General features: G+C 73.6%; 16 protein-coding genes. 9 read left to right on the top strand and 7 right to left on the bottom strand.

The annotated features are described in order from the left end of the window. The first annotated feature begins 137 nt into the window (after window positions 1–137). From C7C46_RS32845 to C7C46_RS32835, 3 genes are all read left to right on the top strand, one after another. Window positions 138–698, top strand: a complete 561-nt coding sequence (locus C7C46_RS32845; RefSeq protein ID WP_110673566.1) for a hemerythrin domain-containing protein — start codon at window positions 138–140, stop codon at window positions 696–698. 245 nt (window positions 699–943) lie between these two features. After that, complete coding sequence (locus tag C7C46_RS32840) at window positions 944–1,453, top strand: hypothetical protein (protein ID WP_110673565.1); 510 nt, start codon at window positions 944–946, stop codon at window positions 1,451–1,453. 186 nt (window positions 1,454–1,639) lie between these two features. After that, window positions 1,640–2,539 (top strand): SDR family oxidoreductase, encoded by a 900-nt coding sequence (locus C7C46_RS32835; protein WP_281278606.1) that lies wholly within the window; start codon window positions 1,640–1,642, stop codon window positions 2,537–2,539. 3 nt (window positions 2,540–2,542) lie between these two features. Here C7C46_RS32835 and C7C46_RS32830 read toward each other — a convergent pair whose 3' ends face one another. Continuing rightward, window positions 2,543–3,511: an LLM class F420-dependent oxidoreductase gene (locus C7C46_RS32830; protein WP_110673564.1), complete on the bottom strand. Its 969-nt coding sequence runs from the start codon at window positions 3,509–3,511 to the stop codon at window positions 2,543–2,545. 82 nt (window positions 3,512–3,593) lie between these two features. Beyond that, entirely contained in the window at window positions 3,594–3,812 is a 219-nt protein-coding gene (locus tag C7C46_RS32825) for a hypothetical protein (RefSeq protein WP_110673563.1), read from the bottom strand. A 301-nt stretch (window positions 3,813–4,113) separates the two neighbouring features. On the opposite strand from C7C46_RS32825, the gene C7C46_RS32820 reads away from it, so the two are divergent. Together C7C46_RS32820 and C7C46_RS32815 are read left to right on the top strand one after the other, a co-directional pair. Next, window positions 4,114–4,647, top strand: a complete 534-nt coding sequence (locus tag C7C46_RS32820) for a DUF4383 domain-containing protein (RefSeq protein WP_110673562.1) — start codon at window positions 4,114–4,116, stop codon at window positions 4,645–4,647. After that, the gene (locus tag C7C46_RS32815) at window positions 4,644–6,158 is read left to right on the top strand and encodes a cryptochrome/photolyase family protein (protein ID WP_110673561.1); all 1,515 of its coding nucleotides are present in this window, start codon (window positions 4,644–4,646) and stop codon (window positions 6,156–6,158) included. The genes C7C46_RS32820 and C7C46_RS32815 overlap by 4 nt, the downstream gene beginning before the upstream one ends. 52 nt (window positions 6,159–6,210) lie before the next feature. Here the strand turns inward: C7C46_RS32815 and C7C46_RS32810 are convergent, their stop codons facing one another. Then, the gene (locus C7C46_RS32810; RefSeq protein ID WP_110673560.1) at window positions 6,211–7,449 is read right to left on the bottom strand and encodes an NAD(P)/FAD-dependent oxidoreductase; all 1,239 of its coding nucleotides are present in this window, start codon (window positions 7,447–7,449) and stop codon (window positions 6,211–6,213) included. A 361-nt stretch (window positions 7,450–7,810) separates the two neighbouring features. Between C7C46_RS32810 and C7C46_RS32805 the strand changes: the two genes are divergently transcribed. Next, entirely contained in the window at window positions 7,811–8,077 is a 267-nt protein-coding gene (locus C7C46_RS32805; RefSeq protein ID WP_110673559.1) for a hypothetical protein, read from the top strand. Window positions 8,078–8,142: 65 nt separating this feature from the next. On the opposite strand, the gene C7C46_RS32800 is transcribed toward C7C46_RS32805, so the two are convergent. Next, window positions 8,143–8,943 (bottom strand): exodeoxyribonuclease III, encoded by an 801-nt coding sequence (locus C7C46_RS32800; RefSeq protein WP_110673558.1) that lies wholly within the window; start codon window positions 8,941–8,943, stop codon window positions 8,143–8,145. Window positions 8,944–9,273: 330 nt separating this feature from the next. On the opposite strand from C7C46_RS32800, the gene C7C46_RS32795 reads away from it, so the two are divergent. Beyond that, a complete protein-coding gene (locus tag C7C46_RS32795) occupies window positions 9,274–10,053 on the top strand; it encodes a GntR family transcriptional regulator (protein ID WP_110673557.1) in 780 nt (259 codons plus the stop codon). An 86-nt stretch (window positions 10,054–10,139) separates the two neighbouring features. Here the strand turns inward: C7C46_RS32795 and C7C46_RS32790 are convergent, their stop codons facing one another. Continuing rightward, the gene (locus C7C46_RS32790; RefSeq protein WP_245985306.1) at window positions 10,140–11,300 is read right to left on the bottom strand and encodes an ROK family protein; all 1,161 of its coding nucleotides are present in this window, start codon (window positions 11,298–11,300) and stop codon (window positions 10,140–10,142) included. Window positions 11,301–11,593: 293 nt separating this feature from the next. Between C7C46_RS32790 and C7C46_RS32785 the strand changes: the two genes are divergently transcribed. Then, window positions 11,594–12,271: a class I SAM-dependent methyltransferase gene (locus C7C46_RS32785; RefSeq protein ID WP_110673555.1), complete on the top strand. Its 678-nt coding sequence runs from the start codon at window positions 11,594–11,596 to the stop codon at window positions 12,269–12,271. A 23-nt stretch (window positions 12,272–12,294) separates the two neighbouring features. Beyond that, a complete protein-coding gene (locus tag C7C46_RS32780) occupies window positions 12,295–12,720 on the top strand; it encodes a GNAT family N-acetyltransferase (RefSeq protein WP_110673554.1) in 426 nt (141 codons plus the stop codon). A gap of 31 nt (window positions 12,721–12,751) precedes the next feature. Here the strand turns inward: C7C46_RS32780 and bioD are convergent, their stop codons facing one another. Continuing rightward, window positions 12,752–13,474, bottom strand: coding sequence for a dethiobiotin synthase (gene bioD / locus C7C46_RS32775; protein WP_110673553.1), 723 nt, complete (start codon window positions 13,472–13,474; stop codon window positions 12,752–12,754). A 64-nt stretch (window positions 13,475–13,538) separates the two neighbouring features. Next, the coding region (locus tag C7C46_RS32770) for an aminotransferase class III-fold pyridoxal phosphate-dependent enzyme (RefSeq protein ID WP_245985305.1) at window positions 13,539–14,209 on the bottom strand (671 nt) is incomplete at its 5' end.

Raw genomic sequence — 14,209 nt, 5'->3', positions numbered from 1 at the left:
GTGCCTCGCGGTGTGCCGGGGCCGGCCGTAACCCGATCGAGTGGCAAAGCACTCCGGCGCCGGACACCGGACCGGTCTGCGGGAACCCCTTTCGGCTGGGATGGGACAGACCCGCCCGCACAGATGTGGAGGCGAGAATGGGCCACGGCGGAAACGTGATCGACGAACTGATGGCGGACCACCGCGAGGTGGAGGAGATGTTCGCGCGGATCCAGGCCATGACCGGCGGCGGCAAGCAGCTGCGCGACGCGGTCGACGAGATCACCATCGAGTTGGTGCGCCATTCGGTGGCCGAGGAGCAGCACCTCTACCCGGCGGTGCGCGAGCACGTCCAGGGCGGCGACCGGCTCGCGGACAAGGAGATCGCCGACCACGCCCGGGTCGAGGAGATCCTCAAGGCGCTGGAGCAGATGGACACCGGCGACGCGCAGATGAGCATGATGCTGCAGCGGCTGATGGACGAGGTCGCCGCCCACGTCCAGGACGAGGAGAGCAACTTGTTCCCGATGCTGCGAGGGGCCTGTACCCCCGAGCAGCTCGACGACCTCGGGGACAAGATCCGCCGGGCCAAGGCCATGGCCCCGACCCGCCCGCACCCCGCCGCGCCCGACTCCCCGACGGCCAGCAAGCTGCTCGCCCCCGGCGTCGGCCTGGTCGACCGGGCCCGGGACTTCGTCACCGGTCGCGGCAAGTCCTGACCCCACCGCGCAGGCGGTAGGCGACTCGAAGCCCGGGGCCGGCCCGTTCGCGGCCGGACCGGCCCCGGCTGCCGGTGCGGGCAGTCGGGATGCGGGTCATCGTGACGCGGGTCATGCCACAGACGGCGGGCGGCTGCCTACACTGGTCGGCCACGAGCGGGGCAGCGCGGCTCCGCACCTGAGGCTCGCACACCGGACTCCTGACACCGGACGAAGGCGAGCACCTTCCCGAGGGACCGATCGCCGTGCCCGACCTGACGCCCGTCATAGCCGCCTCCACCCGCTGGCTGCTGAACGCCTACCCGGCACCGGCCGGCGCCTTCAGCCGCGCCTCGGCCGAGAGCCAGGCCCGGCAGGCCACCGCCCTCGCCGCCGCCCTGCGCTACCCCACCGCCATGGACGTCCAACTCCTGGACCTGCTCGGCCCCGGCGGCGCAGACCGGCTCGACTGGCTCACCGGTAACGACACCCGCCCCGACGACGCGGCCTGGCGCACCTGGGTGGACGAGACCGTGGTCAGCTGGGCCGCCTGCCTGCTCGCCGATCCTGTCCTGGCCGGGCACGCCCAGCGGGCGCTGGCCGCCACCGAGCACCACGGCGGCCCCGGCGCCCTGCGCCGCCTCCTCGACCCCGGCACCCATGACGTCCAGGCCGCCGCCCTGCTGCGCCACCCCGATCTGCTAGAACCGGTCGCGGCCCTGCACCGGAGCGAGCTGGTGGCGCGGTTGTCCGTGGAGGGCGCCCAGGCGGCGTGACCGGCCGGACAGCGGTCCGACGCCGCGCCTGGTGGGGCCCGTACTTTCCACCAACCGGGTGAGCGAAGTGCCCGCACCCGCGGTGCGTCCGCCGAGGCCGTGCCGGGGCGGGCAGACTCGGCAGGTGTGGCGGGCACCGCCGAGCCACGTCAGTGGCACGCGTCTGCCGACTAGGAGGACGACGTGGTGACGAGCGCAGACCAGGACGCCCAGCGGAACCCGGTGCAGCAGTACCCGCGCCCGCCGCTGCCCGAACAGAGCCAGCCGCACCCCGGCAGCGGGGAGCAGATGCAGCCCCAGCCGGACCACGGCGAGACCTCCTACCGCGGCTCGGGGCGCCTGACGGGCAGAGTCGCGCTGATCACCGGGGGCGACTCCGGGATCGGGCGAGCCGTCGCCCTCGCGTTCGCCCGCGAGGGCGCCGATGTCGCGATCTGCCACCTCCCGCAGGAGCAGGCGGACGCCGAGATCACCGGCGCTCTGATCGAACAGGCCGGCCGGCGCGCGCTGCTCGTCGCGGGGGACCTGCGCGACGAGGAGTTCTGCACCGGCCTGCCCCAGCAGTGCCTCACCCGCCTCGGCGGTCTGGACATCCTCGTCAACAACGCCGCCTACCAGATGTCCCAGCCCGACGGGCTCACCGCGATCAGCACCGGCCAGTTCGACCGGGTCATGCGCACCAACCTGTACGGCATGTTCTGGCTCACCAAGGCGGTCCTGCCCCATCTGCGCGCAGGGGCGTCGATCGTCAACACCGCCTCCGTGCAGGCGTACAAGCCCAGCCCGCATCTGCTGGACTACGCGATGACGAAGGCGGCGATCGTCGCCTTCACCCAGGGCCTGGCCCAGCAGCTGGCGCCGCAGGGGATCCGGGTCAACGCCGTGGCTCCCGGGCCGGTGTGGACACCGCTGATCCCCGCGACCATGGACGAGGAGAAGGTGGCGCACTTCGGCGAGCAGTCCCCGCTCGGCCGCCCTGCCCAGCCCGCCGAGATGGCACCCGCCTACGTCTTCCTCGCCTCGCCCGAGGCCTCGTACATCACCGGCGAGATCGTCAACGCCACCGGCGGCACGCCGCTGCCCTGAGGGTCACAACGCGGCTCGCAGCGCCGGGAGCAGGGTCTTGTCGGCCCAGTCGAGGAAGGCCGGCTGGGAGTCGCCGCCGACCTGGACGAGGGCGACCTCGTCGAACCCCGCGTCGGCGAACGGGCGGACCGCTTCGACGAAGTCCTCGACCCGGTCACCGCACGGGATGGCCTCGGCGACATCCTCGGGCCGGACGAAACGGCTCGCGCCGGCAAAACCCGCCGTGCCGGGCAGGTCGGCGTTGACCTTCCAGCCGCCGCCGAACCAGCGGAACTGCTCGTGGGCCCGGCGCACCGCGGCGTCGCGGTCGGGGTCCCAGCAGATCGGGAGCTGCCCCACCGCCGGTTTCCCGGCCCCGCCCTGCTGCGAGAAGCCCGCGACCAGCGCCGGGTCGGGCTCGACGGCGATCACCAGGTCGGCCAGCCGCCCCGCCAGTGCGCAGGACTGCGGCCCCGAGACCGCCACCCCGATGGGCGGCGGCTGGTCCGGGAGGTCCCAGAGCCGCGCACCCTCGACGTCGAAGTAACGGCCCCTGCGGGTGACGTACCCGCCCTCGAACAGTGCCCGGATGATCTGCACGGCCTCGTCGAGCATCGCCTGGCGCACCGCCACCGCGGGCCAGCCGCGGCCGACCACGTGTTCGTTGAGGTTCTCACCGCTGCCCAGCCCGAGCCGGAAGCGGCCCTCGGAGAGCAACTGCACCGTGGCGGCCTTCTGCGCCACCACCACGGGGTGGTAGCGGAAGGTCGGGCAGGTCACGTAGGTCATGAGCGGGATGCGGGAAGTGGCCTGCGCGGCGGCGCCGAGCACGGCCCAGGCGTACGGGGCGTGGCCCTGCTCGTCGAGCCAGGGGAAGAAGTGGTCGGAGATCACCGAGAAGTCGAATCCCGCCCGCTCCGCGTGCACCACGTCCTCGACCAGATCGCGCGGGCCACGCTGCTCGGTCATCATCGTGTATCCGATTTTCACCATGGCCCGCGTCTGCCCCGATCACGGCAACCTGCACGTCGACGAGTGCCGGCCCTCCGATCGCCTTGCGAGGAGCGGTGAGGGGTCACCACCCCGCGATCCTCCCGACGGCGAACCCCACGAGGGACAGCGCCATGACGGCGATCACCAGCAGGGGGATCCAGCCGGGCCAGGCCGTGCGGAGCTCGACGGACTCCGGAGTCGAGATGCCCGAGCAGGTCGAGGACTCGCATTCGGGCGTCTGGGTGGGAGGGCTTGCGGGCGCGGGGCGCCCGTCGGTGGGAATCCGGTGGTCTACGGTCATGACGTCCTCCCGCAGGTGGGAAGTTCACGGAGTGGTACGGGATCGTTCTCCGAAATCGGTGCCCCAGGTGCCCTTCCCCCGGGGGCACCGGGAACGCCGTCGGTCCTCGGTCGCGCAGTCACGCAGTCACGCATCCAAGGTGCAGCGATTCGCCTCCGGACCCCAGCCGTACCGTTTGTGCACCGTTTGGCGACGAACGGTGCAGCAGCGCTGCAACTGTCCCCGCCGGTGGTCGCGGTCGAGGGTTCAGGTGGAGCCGCGCCTGCGTGGCGGCCCCGATCTGCGAGAAACGGAGCGGACCATGAAGCTGCACGACGTACTGCCCGTCGACCACCGACTTTCCCGGATCTACCGGGCCGGAGCCGGCCTGTGCGGTGCGGCGCTGCTGGTGTTCGGCTGCCTCGGCCTCGCGCACGGGCTGTCGTTCTTCAGCACCCACGGGGAGCGGATCGCCGGTCTCTCCAGCAACGGCCTGCTCAGCCTCGTGTCGGTGGTCACGGCCCTGGTACTCGTCGGGGGCGCGCTGGTCGGCGGGAACGTCGCCTCCACGGTCAACATCACGGTGGGCGCGCTGTTCGTCCTCAGCGGCTTCGTCAACCTCGCGCTGCTGGATTCGACCGCCAACATCCTGGCCTTCCGCATCCAGAACGTGCTCTTCAGCTTCGTCATGGGGCTGGTGATCGCCACGTTCGGCATGTACGGGCGGGTGAGCGGCAAGCTGCCGCTGGACAACCCCTACTGGAGCCACCGCCACCCCCGCGCCGCCGAGCGCGACGGTGCTCCGGCTCTGGCCGGGGGAACCCGGCCGGCGGGCCTTCCCGGGGGGCCGGCGTGAGCGGTCCGCAGCCGCACTGGGTCTTCGGCGACCAGCTCGGGCCGCACTTCCTGAGCCCGGGGGAGGGCGGGCCGGACCCCGAGGCGCCGGTGGTCATGATCGAGGCCCGCTCGGTGCTGCGCCGCCGGCGGTTCCACCGGGCCAAGGCCCACCTGGTGCTGTCGGCCATGCGGCACGCCGCCGCCGACCTCGGCGACCGGGCCCGCTACGTGCAGGCCGACACCTACCGCGAGGGCCTGGCCAGGGCGGCGGGGCGCCGACGGGTCACGGTCTGCCACCCGACCTCGCGGAAGGCTCTCGCGCTGGTCCAGAGCCTTCCCCAGGTCACCGTGCTTCCCCCGCGCGGCTTCCTCGTCCCGTTCGCCGACTTCCGCCGCTGGGCGGGCGCGCCAGGCAGCCGCCGCCTGCTGCTGGAGGACTTCTACCACCGGGTGCGCCGCGCCGAGCACCTCCTGCTCGAAGCGGACGGCACCCCGGTCGGCGGCCGCTGGAACCTCGACCGGGACAACCGCGACCGACCGCCCTCCGGGGCCGCCGCGCTGCCGCTCCCGCCCCCGTTCGAGCCGGTGGAGGACGAGATCGACGAGCAGGTCCGGGCCGACCTGGACCGCTGGGAGCGCACCGGCGAGGTCGCCTTCACGGGCCGGGACGGCCCGCGCCGCTTCGCCGCGACCCGCCCGGAGGCTGAGCGGGCGCTCGCGCACTTCGTCACCCACCGGCTCGCCGACTTCGGCCGCTACGAGGACGCGATGCTGCACGCTGACCCCTGGATGGCCCACAGCGCGCTCTCCGTCCCGCTCAACCTGGGCCTGCTCGACCCGGGCGAGTGCGTGCGCGCCGCCGAGAACGCCTACCTGGCCGGCCGGGTGCCGCTGAACAGCGCCGAAGGCTTCGTGCGCCAGGTCGCCGGCTGGCGCGAGTACGTCTGGCAGCTGTACTGGCACCTCGGGGAGGACTACCGCGACGTGAACCGCCTCGGCCACCACGAACCGCTGCCGGCCTGGTTCCGCGACCTCGACGCCGACGCGGTCACCGCCCGCTGCCTGGCCGGCGTGCTCGCCGAGGTGCGCGACCACGGCTGGGTCCACCACATCCCGCGACTGATGGTCCTCGGCAACTGGGCCCTGCAGCACGGCTGGGACCCGCGCGAACTCACCGACTGGTTCCACCGCAGCTTCGTCGACGGCTACGACTGGGTGATGGCCGCCAACGTCCTCGGCATGTCCCAGTACGCGGACGGCGGGCTCGTCACCACCAAGCCCTACGCGGCTGGCGGCGCCTACCTGAACCGGATGAGCGACCACTGCGGATCCTGCCGCTACCGGCCCACCGAGCGCCTGGGCGAGCGGGCCTGCCCCTTCACCACCGGCTACTGGGCCTTCGTGCACCGCCACCACGCGATGCTCGCCGCCAACCACCGCACCGCGCAGGCCGCGGCCGGCCTGCGCCGGCTGACCGGCCTGGCCGAGGTGCTGGCCGCCGAGGCCGACCGCGGCCAGTCACCACCCTGAATGTCCGTCACCACCGTGAAGCGGCCGAGTCCGCCGCCACCATGAGGGTCCGTCACCACCGTGACGCGGCCAGGTCCGCCGCCACCTCCCGTGCCGCCCGGGCCCCTGACGCCAACGCCCCCTGCACCGATGCCGTGGCCCGGTGATCCCCGCACACGTAGCGGCCCGGCGAGAGCCGCGTGCCGCGACTGAGCGCCAGCGGGGCGGGCGCGGCCGGCAGCGCCTCGGCGATGCGGTACTCGGCCAGCGGCTCCCACTGCGCGGTGTCCACGCCGTACAGCTCGCCCACCCGCCGCCGGACCCGGACCTCGTCGGCGTCGGTCCCCAGGACCGAGGTGGACACCAGCGCCCGCCGGTCCGGTGAGAAACCGGGCACGACCTCGGAGAGCACCACGGTGTTCAGCACCTGCCGGCCGGCGTCGACGACCAGCGTCGGCTCCCGCAACGGGCTGACCGGCGCCGCGTGGTAGAAGGTGGTCACCCCCCGCGCTGCCGGCACCTCCAGGCCCGGCAGCAGCCGGGCGGCCTGCGCGGCTCCGGTCGCCACCACGACGGCCCGGGCCCGCAGTTCGGTACCGTCCGCCAGGACCGCCCCCTGCGCCGTCAGCCGATCCACCCTCACCCCGAACCGCAGCGCCTGCCTGGGCAGCAGCGCCGCCAACTGCCCGGGTACCGCACCGATCCCGTCCTGCGGCAGGCAGAGGGTGCCGCGCACCATGCTGCGCAGCACCAGATGGAGCATCCGGCTGGAGGTCTCCAGCCGGTCTTCCAGGAACACCCCGGCCAGGAACGGGGCGAGCACCTCGTCGACGGCGCGCTGTGACACGCCCGCGCGGCGCAGTGCCCGGGCGGCACTCGCCTCGGGCGCCCGTTTGAGCACCGCGGCGGGCAGGGCGGCGTCGCGGGCACCGAGCAGGCCCAGCGCCACCAGATCGCGCACGGACAGCACCCGCCCGGGCAGCAGGTCACCGGCTCGGCCAGGATGGCGGGTCGGGTCCACCAAGTAGCGGGAGCCGTCGGCGCCCGCGAGCACGAAGCCGGACGTGAACGGCCGCAGGCGCAGCGACTTCAGCTCAAGCCGCCGTTTGACCTGCGGGTAGGCGGTGTTGAACACCTGGAAGCCGCGGTCGAGCCGGAAGCCCCGCACCACGTCGGTCCGCATCCGGCCACCGGCCTCCTCCTCGGCCTCCACCAGCAGGACGGCCCGCCCGGCCGCCGTCAGATCGAGTGCGCAGGCGAGCCCGGCCAGGCCCGCCCCGACGATGACCACCTCAGGCGCGCGCGAGGACATCGGGCACACCACCCTTCCGGTTCGCTCGGTACGGCTGGTGCGCGGCGCGATCCACCCCGCAGGCAGCCGGGTGGGCCTCGGCCGGTGGGGCCGCCGCTGCCGGTGTGCTGTGGCGGGTCATCGCGCTTCCTCCCGTGCCGCCGTACGGTCAGGGATGATTCGAGGACGGGCGCCGAATCGGATTGGATCGGCCCGAAATCGTCAGGCCCGGGCGAGGCCGGCCAGCACCGGGAACTGCCCTGTCAGTCCCACGCTCGCCGCGCGGGGCGATGCACCAACGCTGCGACTGACGCGGCCAAGGCGGCTGCCTCGACAGTGGAGTGACAGCAACGATCGAGACCGCAGCCCCCGGAGGGTAGCCATGAACATCGTGCGTCGGCTCCACGAAGCCGGAATCACCAGCGAACACGCCTACGCGGCGGCGTTCGGGTCCATCGGACTGTCCTTGCTGAGCTGGGTCGCGTCCATGAAGGCCGAACAGGCCGGTGTGGAGCGCGCCGACCGATGGGGCATCTTCGTGGGCGAGTGGGCACCCACCTTCTTCGGACTCGGGCTGGCACTGGCCGGGTACGAACGGGATCTGCCCGAGGCCGTCCCCGGCCGAGCGGATCAGAACCACAGGTCCTGACGGTTGCTCAGTCCGGCGGGCGGTGCGCGGCGCCGGCGAGCGCCGCCCACCGCCCGCCCGTGGGATCAGAGGTCGTACGCGACAGTGACGGGTGCGTGGTCGGACCACCGCTCCCCGTGCCTGGCCGCCCGCTCGACCTTGCTCCACAGGGCGCGCTCGGCCAGCCCAGGCGTGGTGAACTGCATGTCGATCCGCCAGCCCGAGTCGTTGTCGAAGGCGCGGCCGCGGTAGGACCACCAGGTGTAGGGGCCCGCCTGGTCGGGGTGGTGGCGGCGGACGATGTCGGTGTAGCCGGCTTCGGTGAGGACGCGGGTCAGCCAGGCGCGTTCCTCGGGGAGGAAGCCGGCGGCCTTCTGGTTGGCCTTCCAGTTCTTGAGGTCGGCCTCCTGGTGGGCGATGTTCCAGTCGCCGCAGACCACCACCTCGCGGCCGGCTGCCGCCGCGCGGGTGTGCAGCTCGGTGAGGTGGGTGAGGAACTCGGCCATGAAGCGCTCCTTCTCGTCCTGGCGGTCGGTGCCGACTTCGCCGGAGGGGAGGTAGAGGCTGGCCACGGTAAGGCCGGGCAGGTCGATTTCTAGATATCTGCCCGAATTGTCGAATTCGTCCGAGCCGAATCCGATCTGGTGGCGGCTCGGCTCGGTGCGCGCCAGGACGGCCACGCCGGCCCGGCCCTTGGCGGCGGCCGGTGCCCAGTAGGCATGCCAGCCGGTCAACTCGGCAATCTCTTTGGGGAGTTGGGCAGTCTCGGCGCGAACCTCCTGGAGGCAGAGGACATCCGCCTCGGTGGTCGCCAGCCACTGCACGAAGCCCTTCTTCGCGGCGGCCCGAATCCCGTTCACATTCACTGTCGTTACCACGTAAGTCACCCCGGGAGCCTACCGGCCGGGTCCGACACCCCCGGGCTGCCGCGCTGGTCAGCGGCGTGCAGGGGGAGAGGCGGCGGAGCGGGGCCGCGGATGACGCCGGATTGCCGGATGTCGCGGTCCGGTCAAGCCGCGCCATTGGTCTTGACCATCTCCCGGAAGACAGCCTAGGGTCACTTACTGCAAGGACCTTTAATAAAGAAGGACGGATAAAGTCCCCCTCCTCACCTGGTAGTACCTGCCGGTAGGAAGCGGTGGCACCGGACTTCTCGCGCACAGCACTCGGCGGCCCTCCCACAGGGGCCGTCACATCGGCCCAGGGCGGAGGACACGGTGGGGACAGCTCAGCTCACGGCGGTACCGGAGCCGAAGTACTGGCACCTACGCACGGTCCTGCTGCGCGCCATCGACTCGGAGTTCGCCACCGGCGAGGTGATCCCGAACGAGCGCGAGCTGAGCGCCCGCTTCGGCGTCGCCCGGGCGACCCTGCGTCAGGCGCTCGACCAGCTGGAGCTGGAGGGCCGCCTGGTCCGCCGTCGCGGCATCGGCACCCTGGTCGCGGCCCCGCGGGTCGGCGTCCCGGTCAGCCGGCGCGAGGAGGGCTGGCCCGGTGGCAGCGAGCAGAGCTGGCAGACCGTGGACTGCTCGATCGCCCCGGCCACCGAGCAGTTGGCCGCCGCGCTGAACGTGCCGGTCGGCGAGACGGTGTACACCGTGCGCCGGGTCCGGCTGAACCAGGGCCAGCCCGTGGCCACCGAGTCGCTGCACGTGCCGGACTCCGCGCTGGCCCAGCTGCCCGAGATCCGGCTCTCCGGCACCGCCGGTGAGGCGGCCGACCAGGGCCGCGCGGTGCTGCGCCGGCTCGAGCGGCTGACCGTCGAGGGCGAGTCCCGCGCGGTCGAGCTCGGTGTCGCCGAGGCCGAGCAGGCCGCGCTGCTGCAGCGCCCGCCGGGCACCCCGGTGCTGGTGGTCACCAGCCAGTACGCCTCCGGCGGCCGGCTCGCCGCCCTCGCGGTGGCCACCTACCGGGCCGACACCTGCCGGCTGACCTTCGGTGAGACCGGTCTGGTGGAGGTCACCCCGGTGCCGAGCGCGGTCCGCACCGCGTCCTGAGGGATCGTAGGCGAGCAAGGCCCGCCCCGGAGTGTCGGGGCGGGCCTTCGTCGTGCACCAGGGCCGGAGCCGGGCCACGGCCCTGCTCAGCCGCGCGAGCCGCTCGGCTGGTCCACCGCGAAGAGCTGCTCCTCGACCTGGTCGAGCGCGAGGCGCAGCGCACCCAGGGCCACCACGTCCTCGCCCAGTGTGGAGAGTGTCACCTCCGGCGGCCGCAGGCAGAACCGGGCCAGCTGCTCGCGCAGCGGCTCCAGCACGTCGTCCAACCCGGCCGCCCAGCCGCCGACCACCACCAGCTGCGGGTCGATCGCCAGCGCGAGCGCCGCCACGTCGTGCACCAGCCGCTGCAGGAACCGCTCCTTGGCGTCCCGGGCCACCAGGTCACCCTCCCGAGCCAGCGTCAGCACCCGGGCCACCGCTGCCTCGTCCAGCGGGTCCAGCGGCTTGCCGGTGGTGGAGAGCAGCCGCTCGGGAGTGACCTGCTGGCCCAGCAGGTGGAGCGCGCCGATCTCGCCGGCCGCGCCGCCGAAGCCGCGGTGCAGCCGCCCGTTGATCAGCGACCCGGCCCCCGGGCTCAGGCCCGCCAGCACGAAGACCACGTCCCCCATGCCGACCGCCGCGCCCTGCCAGTGCTCGGCGATCGCGGCCAGGTTGGCGTCGTTCTCGATCAGCACGGGGCAGCGGAACGAGCGGCGCAGCCGGGCTCCCAGGTCCAGGCCGGTCCAGCCGGGCAGCGCGGTGCCGAGCCGGACCGAGCCGTCCTTGTCCACGATGCCCGGGCTGCCGACGCCGACCGCCCACAGGCTGTCCCGCGAGATGCCGGCCTTGCGCAGCAGTTCCGCCACGGCGGTGCGGGCCGCGCCCACCCGTTCCTCGGCGTCCAGCGCCTCGTCCACGTCGCGGGCGAAGGAGCCGATCTGCTGGCCGGCCAGGTCGGCGAGCACCACCCGGACGGCGTGCACCCCGATCTCGACGCCCAGGATGTGACCGGCCTCGGCCCGGAACCGGAACCAGCGGGCCGGGCGCCCGCGCTGGCGGCCGCTGTCCTGGCCCTGCTCGACCTCGGCGACCAGACCCGATTCGACCAAGCCCTCGATCACCCCTTCGACGGTCGGCCGGGACAGCCCGGTGTCGCCGACCAGCTGGGTGAGGGTGACGGCCTGGCCGTCGCGCAGCGCCCGCAGCGTGACCGCGGCGTTGATCCGACGCAGCAGCGAGGAGTCTCCTCCGGTGAGCCGATCCGCCAAGTCGCTGCCTTTCCGCAATCGCGCGACTGCCCTGGCGCGCGGTGTTCCAGCGCCCGCGAGCATCCCCTGGTCCCGCGGGCCGGGCCTTGCCGTCCCGGTACGAGGGAGTGCCACTGGCGGCAGGGCGTCAGCCGGATCCTAGCCCCGCCCACTCCCGGTCGCGAGCATCTGTGCAGCTCATGAGTGGTTTTGGTATCTAACGTTGACCTTGGGCCCGGGACTGGGGGGTGATTCGGGTGCGAGCGGCCCCGGGAGTGGTCGGCGGGGGTGCTGCGGAGGCCTAAGCTCAGGCCATGTTGAGCCACCTGGAGAATCCCGCGGCCGCCGACGGTGCCTTCATCCGGACCGCCACCCGGCTGGGCCCGGTCCCGTTCGTCCCCGAGATCTCGCTGTACATGGCCGAGGACGCGATCGAACTCTGGGAGACCACCGAGCGCGAGCGCGGCCGGGAGGGGCTGCCGCCGCCGTTCTGGGCCTTCGCCTGGGCCGGCGGGACGGGAGTGGCCCGGTACGTGCTGGACCATCCGGAGCTGGTGACGGGCCGTCGGGTGCTGGACCTGGCGGCGGGCTCCGGACTGGTGGGTATCGCGGCCGCGCTGTGCGGGGCGGGCGAGGTGCTGGCGGCGGAGATCGACAGCTACGCGGTGGCGGCGATCGGGATCAACGCCGAGGCGAACGGGGTGGCCGTGACCGGGCTGGACGCGGACCTGCTGGACGGTGACGGGGCGCCTGCCGAGGTGGTGCTGGCCGGGGACGTCTTCTACGAGCGCGAGATGGCGGCCCGGTTCCTGCCCTTCCTGGAGCGGGCCCAGGCGCGCGGGGCCACGGTGGTGGTCGGCGACCCGGGGCGGGCCTACCTGCCGCGCCACCGGTTCACCGCGCTGGCGGAGTACCAGGTCCCGGTGGTGGCCGACCTGGAGGACGCCTCGGTCAAGCGGACCACAGTGTGGCGGCTCAACCCGGGTGGGTGAACGCCCGTGGTAGGACTTGGCCCATGAGCGACCTGATCATCCGTCCGGCGCGGCCGCAGGAGATACCGGACCTGCTGGCCTTCTGGGCCCGCGCCGCAGAGGGCACCTCCATCACCGACGACCCGGCCGGCGTGGCCCGCCTGCTGGAGCACGACCCGCAGGCGCTGATCGTGGCCGAGCGCGCGGGCGCGGTGATCGGCACGGTGATCGCCGGCTGGGACGGGTGGCGCGCCTCGCTGTACCGCCTGGCCGTCGACCCGGACCAGCGGCGCCAGGGGATCGGCGCGGCCCTGCTGGCCGCCGCCGAGCAGCGGTTCGCGGCGCTCGGCGGCCGCCGGGCCGACGCCATGGTGCTGGAGCACAACGAGGTGGGCCGGCAGGCCTGGCGCTCGGCCGGCTACCGGCGCGAGGACCAGTGGCGCCGCTGGGTCAAGCCGCTCGCGGGGTAGCGGCGCCCCGCCGGCGCCGGCGGCCCCGGCCTCAGCGCGCGGCCCAGGCAGCCGTGAACGACTCCGCGTCCCACTGCCCGCCCAGCTCCGGCGCCAGCGCGGCCGCCGCGCGGTCGGCGAAGCCCTCGGCCTCGGCGGTGGCCCCGGCGGGCAGCGCGCCCAGCAGCGGAGCGCCCGCGTCCAGCGGCAGGTCGGCGAGGTTGCAGCGCATCGCCAGGTCGGGCTCGGCGGGCCAGCTGCCGATCACGATGCCGGCCGAGCGCAGCTCCCGCGCGCGCAGCGCCTCGGCGTTGAGCGCGGTGCTGTTGAGGGTACCCAGTCCGGCGCCGACCACGGTGAGCACCGGGGCCCGCAGCTCCTGCGCCATCCGGGCCAGGGTCAGCCCGCCGCGGTCGTAGCGGACCAGCAGCCCGCCCGCCCCCTCGACCAGCACCAGGTCATGACTGGCCGTCAGTTCCCCGACGCAGTCGACCACCTGATCCATGGTCAGGAACGGCAGCCCGGACCGCAGTGCGGCCCGGTCCGGCGCCAGTGGCTCCGGGTAGCGGGCCAGCTCGCGCACCGTGACGGCAGGCCCGGCCAGCCGGGCCACCTCGGCGGCGTCCCCGGCCTCGCCCGGCGCCATGCCGGTCTGCCCGGGCTTGAGCACGGCCACCGACCGGCCGGCCCGCACCGCGAGCGCCGCCAGAGCGGCCGTCACCGCGGTCTTGCCGACCTCGGTCCCAGTGCCGGAGACGAACAGCAGCTCACTCATGCGCCCACCTTCTCGCCGCCCCGCGAGCGCTTCGCGCCCGCACACTCCTGCCTCGTCTGCTCGCTCATCCGGCCACCGCCGCGGCCGTCACCGCGCGACCGATCGCGGCCAGGTCGTCGTCCCCGGTCACGTACGGCGGCATGGTGTAGATCAGGTCCCGGAACGGGCGCAGCCACACGCCCTCGCGGGTGGCGGCCGCCGTGGCGGCGGCCACGTCCACCGGGTGGTCCAGCTGCACCACCCCGATCGCGCCCAGCACCCGCACGTCCGCGACGCCGGGCAGCCCGGCCGCGCCGGCCAGCCCCTCGCGCAGTCCGCTCTCGATCCGCTTCACCTCGGTCAGCCAGTCCTGCCCGAGCAACAGCTCGATCGAGGCGTTGGCCACCGCGGCGGCCAGCGGATTCCCCATGAAGGTCGGCCCGTGTGCGAGCACCGGCACCTCGCCCTGGCTGATCCCGTCCGCCACCTTGGCGGTGCACAGGGTGGCGGCCATGGTCAGGTAGCCGCCGGTGAGCGCCTTTCCCAGGCAGAGCACGTCCGGCGAGACCTGGGCGTGGTCGGCCGCGAAGAGCGCGCCGGAGCGGCCGAAGCCGGTGGCGATCTCGTCGAAGACCAGCAGCACCTCGTGCGCGTCGCACAGTTCGCGCAGCAGCCGCAGGTACCCGGGGGAGTGGAACCGCATCCCGCCCGCGCCCTGCACCACCGGCTCCACGATCACCGCGGCCAGCTCGGCGG

It is taken from the genome of Streptomyces tateyamensis (assembly GCF_003205575.1).
In the GTDB taxonomy this organism is placed as follows: Bacteria; Actinomycetota; Actinomycetes; order Streptomycetales; family Streptomycetaceae; genus Kitasatospora; species Kitasatospora tateyamensis.
This window is presented reverse-complemented; position numbering and strand designations above follow the sequence as displayed.